The sequence below is a fragment of the Streptomyces sp. NPDC030820 genome, from assembly GCF_055572075.1.
This window is the reverse complement of sequence record NZ_JBVIEB010000009.1, coordinates 130,391-153,406: the sequence shown is the minus strand read 5'-3', so window position 1 is coordinate 153,406 and position 23,016 is coordinate 130,391. Positions and strand designations below refer to the sequence as shown.

Sequence of the window (23,016 nt, the reverse complement as noted above, 5' to 3'; positions counted from 1 at the left end):
ACGGCTGCTGCCGAGGAGCGCTGTGGACAAGGCGCCGGTGCGGCTTGCGGCCATCGCCGCCCTGCGGACCCGTCCCAATGGCGCCTGGCCACAGTCGAGTTCCCGCACGCCCAGGGACACAGTCGCTTCACGGACGCCGGCGGCACGAGCGACCGCTCTGATCCCGCCGTGGCCGAGCGATCGGGCACTCCGACGGTCGCGGCCTCGCAGGCCTGCCTGACCTGGTCGTCGCTCAGCTGCTGATTGGGCTGCAGCACCGCTGCCGTCGCGGGGCGAAGACCGACGTTGGCGGGGTGCGCCCGCTCATCGACCGCACCATCCGCCCCTCCCTGGCAGGCCGCTTGGAAGACGTTCCTGAGCCGAAGTCGAACAGCACCGCGACGATCCTGCTCAACCGGCTGACCGCCTACGCGCTGCGGGCCTTCAAGACGCCGGAGGGCGAGTACGGCAAGGACACCTGGGACCTGGCGGTCTTCGGACACCGCGGCTCGATGGACTTCACCGCCCTCCACCAGCCCTGGCTGAAGGAGGCCGCTAAGCGCTGGGCCCGCGACTACCTGATCCGGGTGCGGTCTCGCAGCACGTCCTCCCACGCCCGCCAGCACCTGACCGGGCTGTCCTTCCTGTCGCGGAGTCTGGACGCCCGCCAGGACCACGGCATGGACACCGCGGCGCTGGGGCGGGCGGACATCGAGAACTACCTGAACCGCATAACGTTCCTGGAGGCCAACGGCCGCATCGCCGCTGGCACCCGCACCACCTACGTCCGAGCGGCCCGCAACGTGCTGCGGCAGTCCCGCGTGATGGGCCTGACCAGGGAAGGTGGGCCGATGGCGGGGCTGCCCGACGATTTTGTGATCACCCGGCACGACGTCCCAAGGCCGCCGGAGCCCTCGGAGGAGGGCCAGGATCTGCCGCCCGAGGTGATGCGGCAGCTTTGCGCTCACCTGGACCTGTTCGAGGAGATGACCTGCCGTGAACTGCGCGTCGCGGTGGAGCTGCTGATGGACACCGGCCGGCGCCCCGAGGAGATCTGCAAGCTGGAGTTCCACTGCCTGAACCGGGACCGGCAGGGCAAGCCCGTCCTGGTCTACAACAACTGGAAAGAGCAACGGATCCCCCGGGAACTGCCGATCCACGAACCCACCGCGCAGCTGATCCGCGACCAGCAAGAGCGCGTCCGCCTCCTCTACCCGGACCGTCCGCTGTCCCAGATGGCCCTGCTGCCGTCGTCGGTGATGAACCAGCTCGGATCCAAGGGCATCGACTCCAACCACTTCAGCGGAATGCACCGTGAATGGGTCACCGCCCTGCCGGAGTTCCGCCTGGACGACGGCACCGTCTTCGACAAGGAGGAGATCTTCCCCTACGCCTACCGTCACTCCTTCGCCCAGCGTCACGCGGACGCCGGCGTCCCCATCGAGGTCCTTTCACCGTTGATGGATCACGACTCCTACCAGTCGACTCGCTGCTACTACCGGGTCAAGGAAGTACGCCTACGCGAGGCCGTCGACAAGGTCACCACCATGCAGTTCGACCGCCACGGACAGCGCGTCTGGGGAGCGGTCACCACCTTGCTGGACGCCGAACGCACCCGCCTGGCGATCGGCTCGGTGCAGGTCCCCTTCGGCACCTGCTCCGAGCCCTCCAACGTCGCCGCCGGAGGCGGCGCCTGCCCGTTGCGATTCCGCTGCGTGGGCTGCGACCACTTCTCCACCGACGTCTCCTACCTCCCCGAACTCGGCGCCTACCTCGACGGCCTGCTGCGGCAGCGGGAGAAGCTGCGGTCGATGACCGAGGCCGACGACTGGGCCCGCGCCGAGGCCACCCCTCGAAACCCGCCTCAGCGAGGTCCTGGGCGAGCAGGTCTGGCGCGAGTCCGGCATCGGCGGCCCCGACGACACCGAACAGCTTCAGGCCCGGATCACCACCCTCGAACAGCAGGTCGTCGACCTGAAACTCAAGCTCCAGGACCGCGACGACGACCTCGCAGCCAACCGCGAGCTCATGGCCCAGCTCAACCGTGACTCGAATCGACGAGAGGAGTGAGAAGCGCACTTCAGGAACCTATTCGAGGCTCTCTCGACCAGCGTGTCGACGGCAGGTCGCGGGACCGCGTACGCGGTGAGACGATGGCGAGAGCACCTGGGGCGCACGGAGTTCGTTACAACAACTGAGCCAGCAGGTGATGGCTGTGTCTGCTGAAGCTGTGCTTCTGGAGGCCAACTTCTGGGCGGTCGTTGCCCAGTGGTGCCTTGTCCTCGTCGGTCTTCTAGTCTTGGCCCGGCTGGTAGGGTTCGCCGTTCGCCCACCCATGACATGGTCGCCCAAGGAGCCCAGATGGCTGGAGCTCGCATGGAGCGGCCTCCTGCTTATCCTCGCAGTGACTGTGCCCTGGACGATCTTCGCCGTAACTGGTGCTGACAGCTCGGCCAGCCACGGGGCCACACGGGGCATGCTGTTCGTAGCCGGATTCGCTTCAATCGCCGTCCTCGCTCTGGCTAGGCAAGGGATCAAGGACAGAGACTGGTGGACCCTGCTCTTCTTGCTTGCTGCGGTGTGGGCGACTTTCGGGGCTACCTCACAACCGGTCCGCGGCTACCTGGTCGCAGGAGCCCTAACCGCCACAGGAGTGGTCACCTTCGGTCTCGGACTGGGCCTCCGGCTTCGGATGCGGCTGACGGTCCGGAGGACCGATGGCAGCGAGGACGCCGCCAGCGCCGCGTATGTCGTATCCCGAATCTCAACCATGGGCCACAATCGACCGCGAGGCCTCTCAGCGCCCCAGGGGACCGACGTGCTCAAGCTGCCGCAGGAAGCTGTGGCAGCCCTCCCCTCGCAGGGGCAACTGGCCGCGGGCCTGCTCCGGTTCGGGATCCTACTGTTCTCCATTGCCCCCTGGCGCGCCGACGTCGTGCTCGTTGACGACACGACGGCGACCGTAGATTTGCGGCGCAATGGAGCACAAGTGGCGTCCACCCTCATTTTCCGCAGCGAGCTCGGGCTGAACGGCTTCGACACCGACGCTGGTTCCGCTCCCAGCGGATCTGTGGTCTCCCACGACATCCTCACTGCGGCCGCTGCCTTCCTCCTGCTTGAACTGAGCAAGAAACACCCAGACTTGGAAGAGGGATTGTGCGGAACAAAGCGCTGGCGAAGCCTCGCTTGCCAGGTCCTCGCCGGTACCCCGCCCTGGCACGCAGATCCGAATGCTGCGGAACAGCTCTTCGCAACGGCGGTGGAAAAAGACCCCGGAAATGACGCGGCGTGGCTGGGATACCTGTACAGGCGGGCTGGTACCGCCGTCGGTACGGCGGAGAATGAGCGGCGCTACGTCACACGGCTGGCTTTGCTGTACGAACGCCTACTCAAGAAGAAGGACAAGGCCGGATACAAGGCGCTGTGTATGCGAGCTGCACACGTTCTCGCATCAGCTCGAATTAACTACGGGCTGCTGCTTCGTCGACAGCTACGGCAAAAAGAGTTCGACGCCGCGGCCAAAGTGTGCGGCAAGCTGCTTGAAATGGTTGACAATGCCAAGAATGACCGAGAGGAAGGGGTAAGGGATTTCGCCGAGCAAATGGAACATAGGGCTCAAATTCTCTATTCATACGTTGCTAAGAAGTCCGCCTCCTACCCATTCCTCGATGGAGAGGCTCACGCGCCCTCCAGCTACTACGCTCAAGCGTGTGTCGACGTAAAGCGAAGGCGCTACAGCAAGGCGTTGGAACGCTTGGACCTTGCCCTCGGCTTGAAGAAGTACCGGATTGAAGTCCGGACCGATCCGTCCCTTCAGGCTCTGTGGAAGAATAGGCGGTTTGCTGCGCAGCTTGAAGCCTTGGTGGACAAACCTCAACTGACGGACATCGAAGCTTTCAAGCCCTATCGGCGCAACCTAGAGAGAGCTGGCATCCGCTTCCCCGAGGAATTGATCGACCGCGAAACAGACAGGGCTGAGCTGGCCGAGACTCTCAAAGTGCCGGAATCCGTCGTCGAATGGATGCGCGGGATCTGCTGGCTGGCAAAGTGTTGCCCCCGCCACGAGAATGCCATTCCGTGGACTGACCTTCTGACTCGCGAGGGAGTGGACACCGCTGAGGCCTTGGCCTCCGTCGACCGTGACCCAGGCGAGAAGCAGCGGCTGACGCGGCTGGCCTGGATCGTCGATGCTCCCCCACTCGCAGACGACGACATCACTGAGTGGCTTGAGCGGATGAACAATCATCGGACGATCCGCTAGCGCCTGAGCCGGCGACCCGAATCCGGTCAGCCTCCTGGCGAGTGAATCTGCGCAGGGCTGCGTGCACGACACCCGTTGCACTCGCTATGGTCGCCTTGACCGTTTCTGAGCTGCGTGAACTCGAACCGCACGCTCGCGGCGCCCCGGAGAAACATCGGAGACTTCGACTGCTCCGGCGACGACATCCAACGCGACTGGGCGCACCAACTGCTGCGCTGACGTCAAGCGGTGGGGCGGGAGGGCCGGACGGGATCAGGCCGCCACTCGACGATCTGGACCCGTGCCCCGTTGTTCATGGCCTCCAGCGCCAGGGCGAGGCCGAGAAGTACCCACCGTCGTCGTGAAGGAAGAGCTCCGTGAGGGGTGGCCGGCGCACGTCCTCGTCCGGGCCGCGGCCGGTGCGGGGCCGCTCGTGGTGGGCAGCCGAAGGCGTTGTGCCGTGGTCGGCCCGCACACCGGGCCGGTCGGGCACGCTCTGATCCACCACGTGCACTGCCCGGTCGCGCTTGTGCCGCACGACGGAGTGCTGTTCGACATGTTCGTCGTCGACAGTGGGAACAGGAGACGCCAGCGCCACAGAGGCCGCGTGTCAGCGGGTCAGCGTTCCCTCGTTCGCGCAGACAACGGTCCACCGGTGGATGCGCGTTGTGCAGCCACGACCGCGGGCCCATACCGCCCCCATGACGCCTGTTCGGACCGCAGCGACTGCTACTCCAGCGGTAGGTCGATGCCGTCGAGCATGAGGTGGCCGTGCTCTCCGGGTTAACCCACGCGGCACATCGACCGCCTGTCCGCTGATACCGACGCCTCCGGCAGCAGTTCCCAGTGCAGATCTCCCGAACTGGAGGCAACGTGCCATCCGATGAGGCATGTGGCCAACCGATCCAGCACAGCGATGAGCTCCGCGGGGGGAACGAGTCCGCACTCATGCGCGATGCGCTCCAACTCGGACACATCCTGGACCAGCGGAGGCATCTGTGTGTGGCCCGTGAGGCCTTCTCCGGCGTCATCAGTCCGGGATGGCCATACAACCGCCTGATGGTGTGCAGCTGAGCCGGGCGTCGACCTACCCCCTTCAGTGCGAGTCAGGCGCGGTTGGAGACCAGCTCCCAGCGCAAGTCTCCCGCTTCCCCAGTCCCCGTCCAAGCGACGAGGACTTGCTCGGCCACCAAGTGCTTGAGAATCATGGGCAGTGCTGCAATACGGCAGCCGCATTCGCGCGCCATCTGCGCCGCTGGTACCGCTCCTTGGTTCTCTCCGGCTACGGTGTGCGCTGCCAGGGCGAGAGCGGCCAGCCGTGGAAGCGGCGCGGAATCTGTCTGGATGCTGGAGGCGGAGCGCACCGCCCAGTCGGCGGCCTGAAGTCGATCGGGGCGAGCCGGGTGCTGTGTGAGCAGGGCTGCGTCGAGCATCTGAGCCGTGACCACGCCGCGGTCGGACATGAATGGCCGCAGCCATCCCGCTTCGCTCAGCTCGCGCCACGCTTCTGCGGCAGATCCCAGGCGGAGGCTTCGCAGCAGCCCGAGGGGCAAGCGGACGCGCGCCATGTTGTTCATGCGCAGCGCGCACTGCAAGGCGATCAACCGGGCGTCGGCCCCCGTGCCGGCCGGCAGGGCGACGGCAAGGTAGTTGAGCATCTCCTGTACCCGGGTTCGGCTGTCGGGTCCTTTGGGGTGGCGTCTTCGGCGTGTGTTCGCCCGTCCTCGCGACGAGACCGCAGCGGCCAGGATCGTTTCGGGCACGACGGCGGCCTGTGACGTGGCGGCCGCACACGCCGTGCATGCATCGGTGAGGCGCCACGTCCGTCCGCCGTGGTCACGGGCCAGGAGAAGGCGGATCGGGCCGTGGCAGCCGCGGTGGCGGGGATGCCAGCCGCAGCCCCGTTCGTGGCACTGGCACGTCCGCAGATGGGCAGGGAGCAGGTCTCGGCGCGCGTGGGACGCCAGATGCGCCAGGACCTCTGATCGAGCAGCTGGGCCGGTGAGCCGCTGCCCACCTTGCGCACATTGCTGACAGACGAGTACCGGCCCGCCGGGCTGGGGGAGGAGCTCAACCGTCCATGTACGCCGGACATCTGACTGTGCGAAGCAGAGCCTCATGGCGCGCGAGTTCCTCCTGCCGTGTCCGCGCCGGCCTCTGGCGGGCTGGGGTCGGCCGCACACGGTAGTGCAGACCTCTGCCCCTCGGAGTGCAGCTGACAGGTGGAAATAGGGCAGAGGTGTGCACTGACAGGGCAGGTGTCTGCACCGTCGGATGGTCGGGTGACGATCTTTCCGCCCGACCCGGACTTCGAGGCCCTGCGCCTGGAACTCGCCCGGCTGCGTGCGGCGCGGGGATGGAGTTACGACGAGCTCGCCTCTCGAAGCGGCCTGGCCAGAAGGACTCTGATCGAGATCGAGCAGGGGCGCACTATCGGCACTCTCAAGACGTGGCACGCTCTGGCCCACGCATTGAGCACTCCCCTCGACGAACTCTTCGGCACTCTCTGTCAGGGGCACGAGCCACCTCGTCAGGCGGGCGGCTGACGGGTCGGCCCAGCCTGCGGGGCAACCACCCGATTGGGTAGGAAGGCGCGAACGTCTGAGCGATGATCCGAACAGGCGTTGCCATGGATGCGGCCGTTCGACGGACGTCACCAGCCAGGGCCGTGCTTCGACAGCGTGTTGGCTGGCACCTTCTCGCGCATGCACCCCTCATCCGCATCCCGGCACTGGGACGGCAGCCCCGCATCCTCCCCACAGCGACGGTCCCTGCGCGTCCACCCCGACAGCCCAACCCGCCTTCTGCGCTGTGCACAGCGTGCTTGTTGCCGTGAGTGCGGAAACCCGGTCGAGTGGTACCACCGGGGCCGTGACCGGCCCGTGCCTCTGCAGCCACAAGAACTGCCCGCAGCCGAGATGCCCGCCGCATACCGCTGGCACGTCAGCTCAGGCCTCGCCCATCCAGCCGGGGACGGCAGCACCTGGTGTCGGCTGACCCACGCCGTCGTCTGCCCCGCTCGCGACGCCCCGTGTGACATCACCCCCGCTCTGACCTGGCTGCGCCGGTCGCTGGCTGTGAACACGCGCCGCCTGACTGACGCCGGTGTCTTCGTCCCGCCCACGGACGTCACCCGCCGCTCGCAGTCCAACGGCACGTGCCGACCCGCCAGGCCTGTCGTCCAGATCCTGTATGTCCGCTACCTCGCCGCCCGCCCCCTGGACGAGATCCAGTGCGTCGCCCAGACGCGGCATCGCACCCGATGCTCCACGAAAATGCTGGCCTCGGACAGCCTTCAAGGCACCTGGATCCTGGCCCCCGCAACGGCCGCCAAAGGTCAACTTGCGCTTCCCACTGAGGTGATGGCTCTCTACGACCTTTCCTCGCTGCCGTACGCGGAACAGCTGCGCTGGCGTACGCAGCGATGCCCTCACCATGCCGCCGCCCTGACGTCAGCAGATCTCGCACTGACCGATTGGGAGCCCTTCGACCCGGCGGTCCACCACGCCTACGTGCACCCGCGTCTCCCGACTCACGTGCGTCAGCCGCGCCGCGGAACCGGTGAGTCGGAGGGGGTCTGGCGATGAAGCACCAGTACGCAGTGGAGATCCTCCTGACGAGATCTGCCACTCTCGCAGAGCTTCGCCGAGCCCGCCGCGCCTTCCCTCTGGCGGCGAACGCCGACCGCATACGGCTGTTGACGGTTCAGTGCGCCAAGTCGCCCGGGCGGGCCCTGCGGTCGTTTCGTCACAGCCGCGACCGCCGGCTACCCATCGATGTGCTGACGACCCACTACCCCGATGCAAGCGGCCAGGTCCTGCTCCATGTCGCCCTTTCCCGGGATGTGTGCTCAACGGTTCGTCGAACCGGGGCAGACCGCGGTCGCAAGCCCGCAGACCTCCTCGTCCGCACCGTTGTGGCTGCCTTGGAACGGGACAGGAACCATCCAGCCCGCCAACTGGCAGCAGAGGTAGCGGTCCTTCTTGCCCATCACGGCGCTGGGGACGTACTGGCCTGTGCAGCGTGCGCCTTGTTCCGCAGTCGTCCTCCTAGCTTTCGCACCCCATAGTCCACCTCCGCGGAGCCCCCGTTGCACACGCCCACCGACGAACAGGCCCATGCCGTCGACGCCTTCCGTAGCGGCGATCACCTGGTGCTGCAGGCAGGTGCCGGCACCGGCAAGACCAGCACACTCGGCATGCTCGCCACGAGCACAAAACGCCGAGGTCGCTACCTTGCCTTCAACAAGGACATCGCACGCGATGCCAGTACCCGCTTTCCGAATTCCGTGCAATGCAAGACGGCCCACGCCACGGCCTTCGCTGCCCTCGGGCACCGCTTCGTCCTCCGCCTCAACAGCCCGCGACAGCCCGCATGGAGGATCGGAAAGTCGCTGGGCGTCGACTCCTCCGTCCGCATCGGCGATCACGAGATCAGCCACCGAACGCTGTCTCAGGCTGTACTGCGTACCGTGACGCGGTTCTGCCACTCGGCGGACCGGACGCTGGCGTCTCACCACGTGCCGGTTCTGCGCCGCCTCGAAGCACCCGAGGACCATACTCAACTCTCAGATGCTGTCCTACCGTTCGCTGCGCGCGCCTGGCACGACCTGCAGAGTCCCGAGCGCGGCGTCGTCCGCTTCGAACACGACCACTACCTGAAGATGTGGGCGCTGACCGACCCCAAGATTGAGGCCGACTTCCTCTTCCTCGACGAGGCGCAGGACACCAACCCGGTTCTGGAGCAGGTCTTCACCGCACAACGTGCTCACGCTCAGTTGGTCATGGTCGGGGACTCGGCTCAGGCCATCTACGGCTGGCGTGGTGCCCGCGACGTGATGACCGGCTTCGAGGCCAACCAGCTCACCTTGACCCGTTCCTTCCGTTTCGGCCCGGCGCTGGCGGAGGAGGCAAACCGGTGGCTGTCGTTCGCGAACGCGTCCATCCGGCTGACGGGCACTGAAGAGATCCCGACTGAGGTCGGCGTGGTCACCAGCCCCGATGCCGTGCTGTGCCGGACCAACATCGGCGCCGTGACCGAGGTGATGCGACTGCTCGCCGCCGGTCAACGAGTCGCTCTGACCCGTGGTGGACAGACACTGACAGCACTGGCTCTCGCCGCGCGGGACCTCAAGGACGGCCGCTGCACATCCCACCCGGAACTGGCACTCTTCTCCTCCTGGGGGGAGCTGCAGGACTACGCGACCTACGATCCCGCTGGCCGTGACCTTCAGCCTTTCGTGGAAGTCGTGGATGCCCACGGCCCGCAGGCCATCATCGCCGCGGTCGACGCCCTGACCGACGAGACAATGGCCGACGTCACGGTCTCCACCGCCCACAAGGCGAAGGGCCGAGAGTGGTCGCAGGTGAGGATCGCCGACGACTTTCCTCAGCCTGCGGAAGCGGATCAGAACGACGACTGTGGTCAGCCGCCCCCGCCACCCGTGAGCGAGAAGGACGCCCAACTTGCCTACGTCGCCGTGACGCGCGCGCGTCGTCGACTCGATCTCGGAGGCCTCTCGTGGATCCAGAGCCACCCGGGCGCCTGAAAGTCCTCGCGCGGATCAACGTCGTGCGCAATGACGCCTGTGATCGTCGGAACCGCGAGCCTGCGCACCGCCTGCGGCTCGCCCGTGCCTGTCCTGCGCCAGTCTCCTCAGCGGGCCCGTCCCCGTCCTGCCGCGGCCGTGTCGTGGCTTATGACTGATGCCGTCAGGTGTCCGATTGCGGTCGGAGCGGCTGCCTCACGAAGGTTGGGTCGCGCAGTGCGTCTCCCTCATCGATACGGCCGCCGAGTTCGCGAGCGAATCTCTGCAGACGCAGGCGGAGTGTGAGACGACCTGCGCGCTGATTGACGGGCGTGAGGAACTGAGAGATCTCATCGATCAAGGGTCTGTGGTCGATGCGAGACTCCCGTAGGTTTTGGAGGTGCGGGCAGAGCAGATGGTCGGCCTGAGTGACCTCCGCCCAGACCAGCACGGTGCCGATCACTGTTCCGTGGCGGGATGTGAGGCGGTCGGCTTGTGGAAGTCCGGAGCACAGCGTCACCCAATCGCCGTACAGCATCGTCCAGTCGGACATGACGCGACGCCGGTTCGCGTAGTTGGTCCGTTGCGGCAGCTCGTCGAGATACCGGGCTATCTGCTCGGTGGTGTCCTCGAAGCGGGGCCATAAGTCAGCGTCACCAAATTGGCCGCGTAGTTTTTTCAGGGCGGTTGATGCTTTGTTCTCCGGGATTCCGAGGGACCGGGCGCAATCGCGCCACGAGCCGCCGGCAGCCATCTCCACCAGCTTGAGTGCGGCGGCTCGCCGCAAGTGCCGCACGGTGTAGACGCCTGCTCCGGGCACGTGGTCGGCGAAATCAGTGAAGTAAGTTTCATACCAGGCTTGGGGGAGATGGGAGGGGACGTCCTCGACGGTGAAGTGGCAGTCGCGGGAAGGGACCCGCAAATGGGCGTACTCGAGCGGGCCAGCGGCGTAGAAGCCATGCAGGCGTCGCGCCATGGCGCGGGCCAGCGTAGTGGAGCGACTGGAGCGGCTGAAGTAGGAGCGACCGGCACCTGGGTGAGCGTTTTCGAAAGCGTATTGGGCCAGGGGGCGGATGCGTTCGCGTAGTTCTGCGGCGTCGGGCGCGTCGCGGTGCAGGGACTCTGCTGTGAGGAGCAGTGCGCCACACTCCGCGCTGTCCTGAGGCGCGCGCCACAGCCGGGAGAAGGCGGAGTGGGTTTTGGACGGGGTGGACTTCAGCGCAGCGTGGAGTGGGCTGGTGTGGTTGTCTATGAGTTCGGCCAGCGCTGGTGAGGGGACCAGGTCTCGGGCGGCCGGCCAGCTCAGTTTGATCAACTGGGCAGTGTCCACCAGGTCCTGAAAGGTGGGCAGCGCTGGGCTGAGCCCGCTCGAAGTTTCCAGTGGTGAGCTGACGAGACGCTGATTGATACGTGTCTGGAGGGCGAGAAGACGTGTGTGATCGGCGGAAGGGAGTCGGCAGTACGGATACGGGGCGGTCTCCTCAAGGTGGGCCCCGCAGGGGCGCGTCTGGCGTCCTCGGCCGACGGCGTGGTTGCGGCACTGCAGTGGATGTAGGCGATGGGGGCTGCTCGGCATGGCGAGAAGCGAAGCTCGGCCCACGTAGGCCTGGGGATTGAGGAGTCCTTGGCATTCTGGGCAGCGACTGCTGAGCAGCTGCTGGTGAGTCGTACAAGCGAAGACGACGGGCAGGTGCCAGCGGAGGTTCCATGCTCCGCCGTACGCCTCCTGGACGGGGCTGCCGTCCCCGCGTAGGCAGTCGGGACAGAAACGGCTGGAGAAGTTGACGGCCCAACGATCACTGTAGTGGTCCTGGATGCTGCCAAACAGGGCTCCCCTTCTCCGCGCCGTGCCTGCGGTAGCCGCCGCGCTCCTCCCTGACTGAAGTGCTGGGTACACGTCCGCAAAGCGGCGCAGGCCCAGGGCATCCACCTCGGCCGAGTGCAGGCGCGTGGTGTGGGCGAACTCGGCGGCCATCTGTTCGGGCAAGCTCAGCAGGTGATCCACAGTGAGTCGGCCTTGCAGGCCATTGTGGATCCCGCATACCTCAGCGACGCGCCCTGGGGAGCGGCCGAGCCGATAGGCGAGCCGGAGGAGGTACCCGGGCAGGGACTCCTCCGGCAGCGGCTCCAGGCTGCGGGCCAGGGGGCGGTGTCGCACCTCGGTCATCCGGCGTCGGCTGCGGCCGGGCCGTCGTCGTCGAACACGGTGTTGCGCCCCGTGGACCTCTTCTTCTGCGTCGGCTCGTGGGGCGGGATGCGGGGCTGTTCGCCGGATTCGGCGTCGAGGTCGGGCATGTCGCCGGGGGTGACGGTGAACTGGTTGAGCAGTTCCTTGGTCAGGCGTTCGCTCTTGTCCTCGATGGCGCGGCGGCAGCCATGCTGGATGAGCTTCTCCAGGATGCCGACCACGCCCCCGGTCCGGTTGAACAAGTACTCGGGCATGTCGCCGCCGGTGAGCATGCCAGCGGTGTTGTTCAACAACCGCAACTCGCCTTCCAGGCGCTGGAGATGGGCCATCCAGGCCTCCATCTCCGCAGGTGTGACGTACCTGAAGGGGCCGAGGTCGACGACCTGGAAGCGGCGTTCGTGCTGGCTGGCGGCGTGGGCGTTGGGGCTGCGGCCGATGTCCTTGACCGGCTCGTAGATCCACTCCTGGGTCTTGGGGTCGCGGCGGCCCTCGCGCAGCAGGCCCGAGGTGGGGATACCGACGCCGACGAGGATGAGGGTGACAGGCATGCTCATCATTTCGCGGATCAGGTCGAGGACGTCCTGGTCGGCTTCCCGGTGAAGCTTGAGGCGGGTGATGTCGTCGATCACGAGGGCCTTCGTGGCGTGCTCGACGACCGCGGTCTTGACGGTGCGCACGAGGTCTTCCAAGCGCATGGCCTTGTAGTCCTCGCCGTAGAAGTCGAGGATCCGCTGGCACGTGGAGATGGGCGTGGCCCTGACCGGGCACCGTACGTAGGCGACGGGGGCGACCAGGTCGCGGGTGCCGGGCATGGCGTCGGGGTTCGCGTAGTTGTTCAGGGCCAGCCATTCCTCCTGGAAGACAGCCAGGGCTTCGCAGATCGTCTCGGTCTTGCCCTGGGCGCCGTCGCCGTTGACCATGATGCCGCCGCGGGTTCCGGCCTTGTGGCTGTAGGCGCCGTCCTCGACGCGGGCAAGCACCGCCTTGGCGACGCGTTCGCTCATGGGAGTGGTCTGGATCGGCAGAGAGCTGTGTGTCGCGAGGCGGTGCAGATCGTGGATGCGCTTCTGGCGCTTCGTCAGGCGGTCGTACTCCTCGGCTGTGAGGATTGGCGCGGGGATGAAGGCTTTGCGGGTCTCGCACCATCGGTTCCAGCCTTCGAAGGTGGTGCGGTCTACCGCCGGGCCGGGGAGGAACGACAGCGGGTTCTGCTTCGAGGTCACTGGTTGGCCTCTTCCTCGGCCTTGTCGGCCGTGATGGTGGCGTCGTCATCGTCGAAGTCGTCAGCCAGCAGCGCCAACAGGCTTGAAGAGCGCAGCCGTTCGGACAGATCGGGGGGCGTCGGCAGTTCGTCGGGGACCGCGGCTTCACGGCGGCGCCGGCGTTCGCTGTTCACCGCATCGTTTACCTGCTGGGCGCGGTCCTTCGGGCGCAACGCTACGACCTTGCCATCGGGGGAACCTGCCCGAGCTGCGGGAACGGCGGCGGGCTGTGTCGGCGGCTCCTTCTTGACCGCGCTTGCGGGCCGGTCGGCGGCCGCCGCGGCCGCCTGGGCAACTTCGCGTGCGTGCTCGGTGCGCTGCCTCTTGGAGAGCTGGGTGGGCCACTTCTCGACCGGGATGTTGCCGCCGATCAACTCCAGGAGCACGGGGAGGAGTTCGGTGTCGGCCTTCGGGGCGAGACCCGTCTTGCGGAGTTCCCGCATGGCTTCCCGGACGCGGGCGTCACTGAAGGCGGGCACCTCGCCTTCTTCGGGCAGGCCCGTCCAGCGCAGCGTGTGCCAGTCGTGCGTATTCGGGTCCTGGAAGAACACGAAACACGGGTCGCGTGGGTCGCGGTGGATCACGTACTTGTTCTTGTCCTTCCCGCCGCGGCGGGAGAGTTCCCCGCGGTAGGGGTCCAAGGCGGGGCCGTCGTACCAGAGGTTCTTGATCTTCACGCCGCGCTTGCCGTGGATCACGACCTTGTGGCGCGGCAGGAGCTTGTAGTACAGCTCGGCGGGCGGAATCCGCAGGGCGAAGCCGCCCTGGGACATCGCCGCCGCGAACAGGCTGTTGGGGCTGTGGTCGCCGCGCGGGTCCCAGCTGGGGGCGTACGAGCCGAAGCGGCGGTTCTGCCAGGTCTCGACAACCCAGGTGGCGATGAGGTGTTCCATCTCCGTCACAGTCAGGCAGGCGTCGGCCTCCGGGTCCACGCCCCGGTCGGCGACGTCCGTGCCCTGGTAGCCGAGCAGGAGGGCGAACAGCAGTGACCTGATGGCGCCGAACGTCCGCTCCACGGAGTGTTTGTCGGTAGGGCGCAGCACGCGGCTGGGCTTGATGTTCGCCTTGATGACTCGCTGCACCTCGACCAGGTGGTGGTTGCGGTAGACGGAGCCATGGTCGGTGGTGACGGTCTCGGGAGGGAAGAACGGCAGTCCGGCGACTTCGTAGCCGGCGAACTCCGCGACCACCGTGTTGGGGACGCCGGGGTAGGCCCACTCGACGTCCTTGCCCCAGTCCGGGCGCATCGGCAGCGGCATCATCATGTCCCGCAGCACCATCGCCACATCGATCGACTTGTCGGAGACAAGGCTGAGCCGGAACGCGACGATCGAGCGGGTGTAGACGTCCACGGCTAGCGTCAGATACACGGACACCGGGTCACCGAACACGTTGTCCAGCACCTTCACCGGCAACACCGTGCTGTCCAGCGCCACCACCTGGCCCGGCCGGTGCACCACGATGTGCCGGCCGGTCGCGTACTGCTTCGCCTTCGCCGCCGAGCGTGCGTAGCGCTGCCGCGCCCCGTTGGAGCCGAACCACTCCTTCCAGATGGCGCGCAGGGTATCGTAATTGGGGATCTTCACACGTGGTGTATCAGCGGGTTCAGCGTCGGTGGCATCACCGTCGGCGGGTTCGGCATCTTCGGAGCCAAACACCTCACGTATGTACTGGTGGATGAGGCGCTCTTTGTCCCGCATGGTCATTTTCGAGCGGCGATCCGATGACTCGGCATACACCGCGAACAGGGCCTCGCGCAGCTCGGGAGAGATCGTGTGTCCGGTCGCTTCCCGCAGCCAGCGGTCGTCCGCGACGCCGATCGGACCGTACTTCGCCCGAGCGGTGTCCCACCGGATCAGCGTGCGCACGCTCGCCCGATGCAGGCCGTTCGCCTTCGCCTCCGCGGGGGCCTCAGCCGCCGCTTTCAGTAGTTCCTTCGCTTTCGCGTGGCGGCGCTGGGTCAGCGTCGTGGTGTCCGGGTCGTACTGCGGCCGCGGTTCATGTGGCAGTGCGTCGAGCGGATCGCCGCTGCGGAAACCCGTCTCGACCTCCCGCAGGTGTTCCATGCGAAGCATGACGATCTCGCGTTCGTGCTCCTCCAGGTCGTCCATCGCCTTGGGCTGCCGACCACGGTCCGCGGCCGGCAGGTCCGTACGGGTCCGGGTGGAGGGTCGGCAGTCCGGGCGATGCATCAGTTCGCTCAGCGAGGTCTTCCACGTCTCGCCGTCTTCGTCGACGAGCGTGACATGGCCGAGGTGAGGCAGGCAGGACTGGATCCGCCATGCGCTGCCGCCAATGATCAGCTCGGCACCAGGCGCCAGGTTCCACATGGGATCTAGTGCAGTGCTCACTGCGGCAGCTCCCGGTGATGCTGCTGGGGCGCCAGCCGGACCAGGCTCGCGTCCCCGAACGGCCCGGAGAGATCCACGCCGAGATGGCGATGCCAGAGCAGGTGGACCGCATGGGCCCGGGCGATTGCTGGGATTCGACACCGTTCCGCCAACTCGGCAAACGGCAACGGACCTTGAGCTGCTGCCTCCCGTAACTGACCCTGAGTCGCCAGCACATCCGGCAGCGGGCGCCGCTCCGCGGAGAGCGCATCCACGTTCGTCCACACGTGTTGACGCCACCCCGCCACGACCCCGTACTGCCAGCCCACCGACAGCGCGACCTCCGCCGTCGCGGCGAACTTCAGCGCGTCCTCCGGCTTGATCCGGTCGGCTGGACGTACGTCGATCAGGAAGAGCCCGGATTCCGTCACCAGCAGGAAGTCCGGGGTGTGCAGGATCGCCTTGCCTTCGGAGAGGAATCGCAGCCGGAACGGCTGACACAGGGCTTCCACCAGGCCGGCGGCGAAGTCGGCAACCAGAAGCAGCCGCTCCTCCTCATGGCTCTCGAAGCCGTGGTGCCGGTCCGTAGCCATCAGGTACTCGAGCCCGGGGCGGTGGTACTGGTCCGTGCGCCAGGTGAAGCGGCGTACCGGAACACTCCGCCGAAGATTCACCTTGTCCAGGTCGCGCACCGGGCTGGTGATCGGCGTCTGGCCGAACTTCCACGTCGTGGTCCAACGCGCGGGCCACTCCTCATCGAGGTCCAAGGCCTGCGCGTAGTCCGTGAACCCTGTATCTAGCACGGCGAGGTCCGCCAGGGTGCACGCGTCCGACCATGCGGGACCGGGGGGCACTGTGGCTGTGAATCGCAAACTCCGCCTAAAATCGGTCGAGTTCACCTGCGGCTCCTCTGGCCTTCTTTGTCTCCTGATCCGAATCCCAAGATCGCGACGACGCTACGGTGTCCGACCTTGCTGAAGTCGGTCGTCCTTTCGCACGCCACCCGTACGAGTGATTTCGCGGGCAAAGCTGACCATCCTGTGATTCGCGCCGGTTCACTGCGAGGCTGCTGCGATTCGGGTGGCGGACGCGCATGCCCGCCGAGCCCTTCGTGAGCTACCCTGCCCTGCTCTTGTAAGCGAGAGACATGAAGCGCTCCCGCAGGAGGAGAGCGGTGGCATGAAGCCCGACAACTCCCGTGCAATTAGGCCGCTGGAAGGTGGGTCCCTGCCGGGCTTCCTGCTCCGCACGGTGTATCGCTTGAATCGCGCTCCCCTCCATGTCAGTGTTCTGGCCGTACCTCCACGCCGTCGCCCACCTCACCGGCCAGCGATCGGCAAGGTCCAACTGGGTGGCATACACGGTGTGCCCGTCGTACAGGAGTGCCAGATCCTCCAACCCGCGGGCATCGGACCATGTGTCATCTGGTTGCTGGTGGCGCTGAAACGCCTCGGGCCTGCCTCTCGTGATCGGCGTTCACGCCGCTGGCCCCTTCGTACATCGAGACGAACCGCAAGAGCGCTACGACCGTATGGTGGTCACGTCAGCACCGAGCGCTCATTCCGCAGACAGGCACTCATATGACTTGGTGCGACCTCGTGTCGCACACGAAGAATTTCAGTTGGCGCTTAAGAGAGATAGTTGGCACCGACGACAGTGCTCGAATCTGATGGGCCTGGAACCTCTCTGTGTTAGCGCTCGCCCTTCTTGACCTGGCGCGTCGCAGGTCTGATTACGGCGATGGCGCGGTGTGCAACTGCTCCTCGTGAGTGACGATGTCGGTTGCAGAGACGTACAGGGGACGGCTCTGGTCGCAGGACGTTCCGAGTTGCGCCGCGTAGAGGCTGAGGCGTCGGCGAAGTCGAAACAGGTGGCCTCGGCCCAAGTCGGCCTCGTAGAGCATGCCGACGCGGGACGTGACGCCGGCTGCGTCCCCCGCAGCACGCAGTTTCTGAACCAAGGGGCAACGAGGGGCCTCGGTCTGCGTGACTTCGCTCCAGACGATAATCGCCGCGACGCGTGAATCCGCAATTCCTCGCTCGGGGTTGAGTCGAGTCAGTCCGTTGAGGAGATGCGTCCAATCATTTTCTGGCAATACCCAATTCGCCATCCTCCGGCGCCGGTTGGCGTAGTCGACCCGAACCTCTTGGTTATCTAGCTGATGAGCAACCTGATCCGCGGCGTGGCAAAATACAGGCCATAGATGATTGGGGGCGAATTTCTTCCCTAGAGTGCGCTGTGTGTAGATGGCAGTCCCCCCTTCTACACCCAAGGTCTCTGCACACTCCGCCCATTTTCGTCTGATGACCAACTCAGCGAGGCGAAATGAGGCGCCGTACCGGAGTAGCCGGTCATCACGGTACGTGGCATCGGGGAGGAGTCGCCGAAGTTCGCCGAAGTGGTCTATGAACCAATTGTGAGGTAGAAACGGCGGCACATGCTCCACGGTAAACCGGTAGTCGTGCAGCGAAGCGCGAGAACGATCCCGGACGCGATAGTTGGGGCTCCGTGCGGATGCGGCTCGGGCGAGATTCGAGGAAATTCCCCCTTCCCGGAGCGCATTCCTAGTGTATTGGTACGACCTCCGGTGCGCTTCGAAAGCAAGGGGCCCAACTCGCTCCGCCAGTGCCTGCGGATCTCGATTTCCCAGGAGATTATTTGCCGCTAGAAGTAGTGCGCCACAAGTGGCTGCGTCTGCAGGTGCAGCCCGGCTTCCGTAAAGAGTGGAAGCCTGGGGGCCGTGATCTCGTGCCGCGATTGCGGATTTGAGTGGCGTGACGTGCCGGTCGACAAGAGCGGCCATGGCATCTGATGGGAGGAGATCTCGGCCCATCGGCCAGGAAAGTTTGATCAAGTGTGTTGCTGTGACGAGGTCGGGTATGTAAAAGGAATCCGACGGTGTCCTGACGTCTGGATTGCTATCAGGTGTCAAGTGCCGTTCGATTTGCTGTTGCAGTGCCAGGAGTTGATCCATGTGATCGCAGTGAAGCGCCGAGCTTGACGGGGGAGCTGCCGAATCTAGTCGTGCACCGCAAAGCGGAAGTGGAGTGTTCCGGACGGCTCTGACAGCTTGCATGGACTCGCTGGCGGAATGATTGCGGCATTGTAGGGGGTGTAGGCCGATAGCATTCGGATGATCAATGAGGGTGATTAGGTTATTCTTTGAGGTATTGAGAGGGAGGTTACAGGTAGGGCATACGTGTTCCAGGAGGCCTTTGTGGCGCTGGCATGCGAAAATAACCGGAAGATGCCAACGCAACTTCCAGGCGCCGCCGAAGGCATTCTGTACAGGGCTACTGTCGCCAGCCAGGCACTGTGGACAGTAGCGGCGTCTCCGAGAGAAGACCCATTGAGCAGTAGTGGCGCCTCCGCCTTTGATGTGTGCTGGGTTGGATATTACCTTGCCTAAGGTCGTGTAATTTCCCACGAAGCATTGCAATGTCAGGCCTCGGGCCTCTTGGTGGGACATGCGTGCGATATGGCAGAAATTTTCTATTAACTCCTGTGGAAGGGAGAGTAAGAGCGAATTTGGGATGCTCTGCTTGTTTTGTGTTAGACCGAGTCGGGTGGCAATGTAGCGAGGTGTGCGTTCCAGCCGGAATGAAACACGTAGAAGGAACCCTGACAAGGACTCTTCGGATAGAGGGGCGAGGCTTCGGGCTAATTGACGAGGGCGGTCGCTTAGGTCAGGCACAGTGCACCTTGATTCCGTCCTTGGGGTTCTACACGGAGCATAGTCGAGTTCGGCCTCCGGAGGGCGTGAATCAATGGATCTCCTGTGCTGGTGGTCGAAGGTGGCGAAACCTTTCAGGTCGCATGCGAAGCGCTGCCGTTGGGTCCTTCCGCCCCTTTGGGTACCGTCGCATCGATTCAATGTTCGTGGGAAGGAAGCACTGTCGTCGGCGTTCCTGCTTGTGGGGCCCCTCCAGAGGTCGGTGAGAGGGTATCGGTGCGGTGCCACTGTTCGATTGCTTGTTGACCCAGGACAGACCGCCAAGGTCGAGACGTCGACGTGTGCACACAACGCCACACCGCCCTCGATCGCCGACCCCAGCAGCACCGCCGTCGGGGCGCATAGCACCCGGTTCGGCGTGCCGACCGCGGCACCATCCGTCGCCGGCCGAGCCCAAATGGTGAAGAGCCAGAACGTCACGGCCGGCCGCATGACCGAGCCCGAGGAAGTAGCAACACTTATTGCCTTCCTTCTGTCCGACGCGGCCGGCAACATCACCGGCGTCAACTATGTAATCGACGGCGGCACGATCAAGACGGTCTGAGCCGGAAGCACGCTGATCAACGCCGGCCAAACGAGCAGGCCGCGAAGCCGTCCGGGCCTACTCGGGCCCGGACCGGGTCCGGCGCGTTGCGGGAGGGCCCGGGTGACTGCCCAAAGTCCGAGGAGTGGTCACCCTGTTTGGCTGATCGGGGCGGGCAGCGTGACCTGCCGCGTGGACTGGCGGGGCCTCCTGGGTCCAGTCTCTAAGATGTTTGGATGTCATGTCGGGCAATAGGTGGCCTTGTGCTGGTTACCGTAGGCGCCCGGCGGCACGGCTCGTGACTTGCGTTGTGCACAGATGCCAACTAGGAATCCCGGTTACAGCGCAGATATGGGCCGCCTATCTCAGCGTGGCAGCGGCGGTGAGAGGTGATCAATATCGATGTCTTCGCTCTGCAGGATGCGGTCGTAGGTGATGTCTCGGATCGTTGCGACTTCGGCGCCGATCTCGTTCCCTACGACGGCGTTTTTCACCTCGTCCGGAGCGGATGGCTTCGGCTTGCATGTGGCGGCGAGGGATTGAGTAAAACCCTCCCACAGCCAAAGCCTTTGGTCCCTGTCTCCGGCAGCGGTGAGCTTGAGGAGCCGCTCGGCGATTGCGGCCGGACCCTGCTTGATGTTGCCTGCCTCGTCCCACAGCCATTGCTTAAGGGCGGCAGGTGGCTGGGACTCTTCGTCCTCATCGAACACCGGCAGGAGGTCCGGCTTGACTAGCACGAGCAGTGTCAGCTGGTAGGGCAGACCGGCGTCCCAGCTAGGGGAGCACTCCAGCCGGAGCGATTCCACCCACTCGTCGAGCACACGTCCAAGAGGGCTGTCAGTATTGCCGACCTTACTGATCACTGTGTTCTTGAGCGGCTCCAGCCAGGGTGACACCTCATCCGGGAAGGCGAAGCGAGAGAAGCGACGCCCGACACGCATCCCGAATGTACGCAGGGCGCCCGTGTCAGCGACGCCTCGCTGCGGCGCGAGAAGGGCCACATGAGCCTTCGCGACGGTGGCTATATGGTCCAGATCGGCGAAGGCGTCGGATCCTGCCCCGGGCACGGCCACGTATCCGGGACTGGCTCCCTTCGCGGCCCGCTTCACCTGGTTGTCCGGCAACTTCACGACCGGAGCCACCTGGAGGTATGCCTTGTTGCGCTGCACCACGTCGCAGGTCTGGCTGATGATCACCACGCCACCCGGCGTCGGATGCCAGATCACCTCACCTGAGGCGCCGCGAAGCGGGATCCGGTCCGTCTTGAGCACGTCCGCCTGCTGGTAATCAGAAAGATCAACTGGTGCATGCTCCGCCGGTGAGGTCGGCTCGACGAGCGGGTCCCCCACTCCATCCGCAGGGACGGATGGTTCGGTCATGTTGCGAAGCCCCCCGCTACTCGTCAGCTATCCCCAACAGTCCCGCCGGGGTGTACCCGGAGCCACTCAGTGGCTGTCCACGGCGGCGGTGCTCGTTCAAGAATCGCTCAATCGGGGTCACTCCGTCGGGGCTTGGCGCAAAAAGCCAGGCGCGGCGCTCTTCGGCAGTGCTGCCCGGGGCTGAGTTGACGGCGCGTACCAGTTCTCCCAGCAGCTCCGTGTTCCGCGCATTCATCCGCTTACCGGCAGCCCACATGTGCACAGCACGCCGACTGACCCCGAACAGCTTTCCCAGTTGGTCCCAGGTCAGGCCCGAGTGATCATGAAGATACGAGACCAAGGCTGCGGTGGTGGTACGAGCCGAGGCGGGTGTTCGTGCAGACGGGGCGGTTTGTGTGTCTGCCTGACAGTCTTCACCCCGGTTCTTGCGTACTTGGGGAGTGTAGGTACGAGCCTCGAGGGGGGCTGCCTCAGCGGGGGCGGCTACGGCGCCAAAGGTCATACTGCCTGCGAGACAAGCCGCTGCCACAGGACCCGCCATCCAGATACGGACGCGGGATGCGGAGGCGACATGCCGACGTTCACCGGCCTGGTCGTACTGCGTCGACGTTGCGGTGTACAGCCCAGGGCTCAGGAGAGTGCCCGTCATGGTTGACCGCCGAAATGAGTAAGGAACTCCGGCGTCACGGCCCAGCGGAACAGCGTGTGAGCGCGCGCAGCACAGTCCATGGCGGCCCTCGTAACCTCATCGGCGTCTGCTGCCAGAGCCAGGCGCGGGTCAGGAAACTCCTCGTAGGAGTCAAGGTCCAGCACCCAACTCGGTTCGTCCACGGCCGGCAGCGTCGGGTCAAAACTGCCGCTGGCCGGGAGGAGCCCGAACTGGGCAAGCAGCCTCGCGGCGCCTTCAAAGGTGATGAGTGCCTGCGACAGCGTGTACGTGAGCTGAGTGCCGCCCCCCAGTGGGGCCCCGACCAGACCGAGAAACTCGGGGTAGACGAGTTTGGCCAGCTGTCCAAGCGTCTCGGTACCGGTCAGACGGTTGGTGTAGCGCACTGCGACGCGCTGGTAGGAGGGCACTCGGGTTACGCCCTGCAGGACGCGCGCAAGGCGACTCAACTCGCCACAGAAGTCGGTGCGTCCGGGGTAGGCGGCGGTCTCCAGAGTCAGAGCCCCGTTCGTCAGCGCTACGACGCTCTGACGGTCCGCGGATCGAAGACGCCAGACCTTGCCGACCTCGGACTGCTTCATCGGCTGGCCAGGGGCGAAGAGTAGAGTCTGTTCTATCCCTTGCTCAATGAAGGGGTAGGTGTCCGACAGGTCCTTGATGAAGGACTGTGCGGCCTCGTCACCCGACGCGAACACGGACAGTGTGCCGAAGCGCAACTGGCCGATCACTCTGGGTAGAGGCGCACGAGGCAGTGGCACGTCGTCGACCAGCACGTGCTCGAACAGTGGTCCCCGCTCCATCCCGTCCACACTTCACACTCTACTTCTCACTTACTGTGCTGTCAGGGAGCTGCGGCCGACTCGCTGAATGCGGTTCTCCGCCGATCGGATCCAGGCGGCCGACGCCTGCTCTCCGCAGACGGATGCGGCCTTGTCCCGCCCACGACGCTGATCCGGGCAGCCTTCCGTACGCCTCGGCCGCCGTTCACACCGCTAGGCCGCCGGGCGATTGATCAAATATTCGACAAGCCCAGGGGCTTAACTCTGCCGGATGAAGATGTCATAAATGGTGCCGGAGGCATGTGCCTTGGCTCCCTGGGGAGGGGGCGGGCTTCTGGTGGGCGCACTGGCAGAGCGCCGGTCAGGAGTCCAGCAGGGGAGGGTTGTTTATGGGTGGGGCCCAAGGGGT

General features: G+C 65.4%; 15 protein-coding genes and 1 pseudogene. 7 read left to right on the top strand and 9 right to left on the bottom strand.

What is annotated here, in order from left to right:
• Window positions 1-293 precede the first annotated feature (293 nt).
• From ACZ418_RS25200 to ACZ418_RS25190, 3 genes are all read left to right on the top strand, one after another.
• Entirely contained in the window at window positions 294-2,027 is a 1,734-nt protein-coding gene (locus ACZ418_RS25200) for a tyrosine-type recombinase/integrase (protein ID WP_468366854.1), read from the top strand.
• Between the two features lie 167 nt (window positions 2,028-2,194).
• A complete protein-coding gene (locus ACZ418_RS25195; RefSeq protein WP_468366851.1) occupies window positions 2,195-4,240 on the top strand; it encodes a hypothetical protein in 2,046 nt (681 codons plus the stop codon).
• Between the two features lie 280 nt (window positions 4,241-4,520).
• Window positions 4,521-5,006, top strand: coding sequence for a universal stress protein (locus ACZ418_RS25190; RefSeq protein ID WP_468366849.1), 486 nt, complete (start codon window positions 4,521-4,523; stop codon window positions 5,004-5,006).
• A 319-nt stretch (window positions 5,007-5,325) separates the two neighbouring features.
• Here the strand turns inward: ACZ418_RS25190 and ACZ418_RS25185 are convergent, their stop codons facing one another.
• Complete coding sequence (locus ACZ418_RS25185; protein ID WP_468366846.1) at window positions 5,326-5,877, bottom strand: hypothetical protein; 552 nt, start codon at window positions 5,875-5,877, stop codon at window positions 5,326-5,328.
• 624 nt (window positions 5,878-6,501) lie between these two features.
• Between ACZ418_RS25185 and ACZ418_RS25180 the strand changes: the two genes are divergently transcribed.
• From ACZ418_RS25180 to ACZ418_RS25170, 3 genes are all read left to right on the top strand, one after another.
• Window positions 6,502-6,765: a helix-turn-helix transcriptional regulator gene (locus tag ACZ418_RS25180; RefSeq protein WP_071381387.1), complete on the top strand. Its 264-nt coding sequence runs from the start codon at window positions 6,502-6,504 to the stop codon at window positions 6,763-6,765.
• 87 nt (window positions 6,766-6,852) lie between these two features.
• On the top strand, window positions 6,853-7,806 hold the full coding sequence (locus tag ACZ418_RS25175) for a DUF6083 domain-containing protein (protein ID WP_468366844.1): 954 nt from the start codon (window positions 6,853-6,855) through the stop codon (window positions 7,804-7,806).
• Window positions 7,807-8,309: 503 nt separating this feature from the next.
• Window positions 8,310-9,767, top strand: a complete 1,458-nt coding sequence (locus ACZ418_RS25170) for a UvrD-helicase domain-containing protein (RefSeq protein WP_468366841.1) — start codon at window positions 8,310-8,312, stop codon at window positions 9,765-9,767.
• Window positions 9,768-9,930: 163 nt separating this feature from the next.
• Here the strand turns inward: ACZ418_RS25170 and ACZ418_RS25165 are convergent, their stop codons facing one another.
• From ACZ418_RS25165 to ACZ418_RS25140, 6 genes and pseudogenes are all read right to left on the bottom strand, one after another.
• Window positions 9,931-11,076: a hypothetical protein gene (locus tag ACZ418_RS25165; protein WP_468367430.1), complete on the bottom strand. Its 1,146-nt coding sequence runs from the start codon at window positions 11,074-11,076 to the stop codon at window positions 9,931-9,933.
• Between the two features lie 330 nt (window positions 11,077-11,406).
• Window positions 11,407-11,913, bottom strand: a pseudogene (locus ACZ418_RS25160) (TniQ family protein); the annotation flags it as partial.
• Window positions 11,910-13,157 (bottom strand): AAA family ATPase, encoded by a 1,248-nt coding sequence (locus tag ACZ418_RS25155; protein ID WP_468366838.1) that lies wholly within the window; start codon window positions 13,155-13,157, stop codon window positions 11,910-11,912. The gene ACZ418_RS25155 and the pseudogene ACZ418_RS25160, both read right to left, overlap by 4 nt.
• Window positions 13,154-15,547, bottom strand: coding sequence for a transposase (locus tag ACZ418_RS25150; RefSeq protein WP_468366835.1), 2,394 nt, complete (start codon window positions 15,545-15,547; stop codon window positions 13,154-13,156). Before ACZ418_RS25150 ends, ACZ418_RS25155 begins: the two co-directional genes overlap by 4 nt.
• Window positions 15,544-16,293 carry a TnsA-like heteromeric transposase endonuclease subunit gene (locus tag ACZ418_RS25145; RefSeq protein WP_468366832.1) on the bottom strand — a complete coding sequence of 250 codons (750 nt, stop codon included), beginning with the start codon at window positions 16,291-16,293 and terminating at the stop codon, window positions 15,544-15,546. The genes ACZ418_RS25150 and ACZ418_RS25145 overlap by 4 nt, the downstream gene beginning before the upstream one ends.
• A gap of 965 nt (window positions 16,294-17,258) precedes the next feature.
• The gene (locus ACZ418_RS25140; protein WP_468366830.1) at window positions 17,259-19,691 is read right to left on the bottom strand and encodes a TniQ family protein; all 2,433 of its coding nucleotides are present in this window, start codon (window positions 19,689-19,691) and stop codon (window positions 17,259-17,261) included.
• Here ACZ418_RS25140 and ACZ418_RS25135 point away from each other — a divergent pair.
• Window positions 19,657-19,803 carry an SDR family oxidoreductase gene (locus ACZ418_RS25135; protein WP_468366828.1) on the top strand — a complete coding sequence of 49 codons (147 nt, stop codon included), beginning with the start codon at window positions 19,657-19,659 and terminating at the stop codon, window positions 19,801-19,803. The genes ACZ418_RS25140 and ACZ418_RS25135 overlap by 35 nt on opposite strands.
• 344 nt (window positions 19,804-20,147) lie before the next feature.
• On the opposite strand, the gene ACZ418_RS25130 is transcribed toward ACZ418_RS25135, so the two are convergent.
• Together ACZ418_RS25130 and ACZ418_RS25125 are read right to left on the bottom strand one after the other, a co-directional pair.
• The gene (locus ACZ418_RS25130; protein WP_468366825.1) at window positions 20,148-21,161 is read right to left on the bottom strand and encodes a hypothetical protein; all 1,014 of its coding nucleotides are present in this window, start codon (window positions 21,159-21,161) and stop codon (window positions 20,148-20,150) included.
• A 645-nt stretch (window positions 21,162-21,806) separates the two neighbouring features.
• On the bottom strand, window positions 21,807-22,628 hold the full coding sequence (locus ACZ418_RS25125) for a TIGR04255 family protein (RefSeq protein WP_468367395.1): 822 nt from the start codon (window positions 22,626-22,628) through the stop codon (window positions 21,807-21,809).
• Between the last annotated feature and the right edge of the window lie 388 nt (window positions 22,629-23,016).

What these genes read in the sequence shown, in the direction of transcription:
- ACZ418_RS25185 (WP_468366846.1), bottom strand. Translation starts at nt 5,877, where the DNA reads ATGCTCAACTACCTTGCCGTCGCCCTGCCGGCCGGCACGGGGGCCGAC.
- ACZ418_RS25175 (WP_468366844.1), top strand. Translation starts at nt 6,853, where the DNA reads ATGCGGCCGTTCGACGGACGTCACCAGCCAGGGCCGTGCTTCGACAGC.
- ACZ418_RS25135 (WP_468366828.1), top strand. Translation starts at nt 19,657, where the DNA reads ATGGTGAAGAGCCAGAACGTCACGGCCGGCCGCATGACCGAGCCCGAG.
- ACZ418_RS25140 (WP_468366830.1), bottom strand. Translation starts at nt 19,691, where the DNA reads ATGCGGCCGGCCGTGACGTTCTGGCTCTTCACCATTTGGGCTCGGCCG.
- ACZ418_RS25130 (WP_468366825.1), bottom strand. Translation starts at nt 21,161, where the DNA reads ATGACCGAACCATCCGTCCCTGCGGATGGAGTGGGGGACCCGCTCGTC.
- ACZ418_RS25125 (WP_468367395.1), bottom strand. Translation starts at nt 22,628, where the DNA reads ATGGAGCGGGGACCACTGTTCGAGCACGTGCTGGTCGACGACGTGCCA.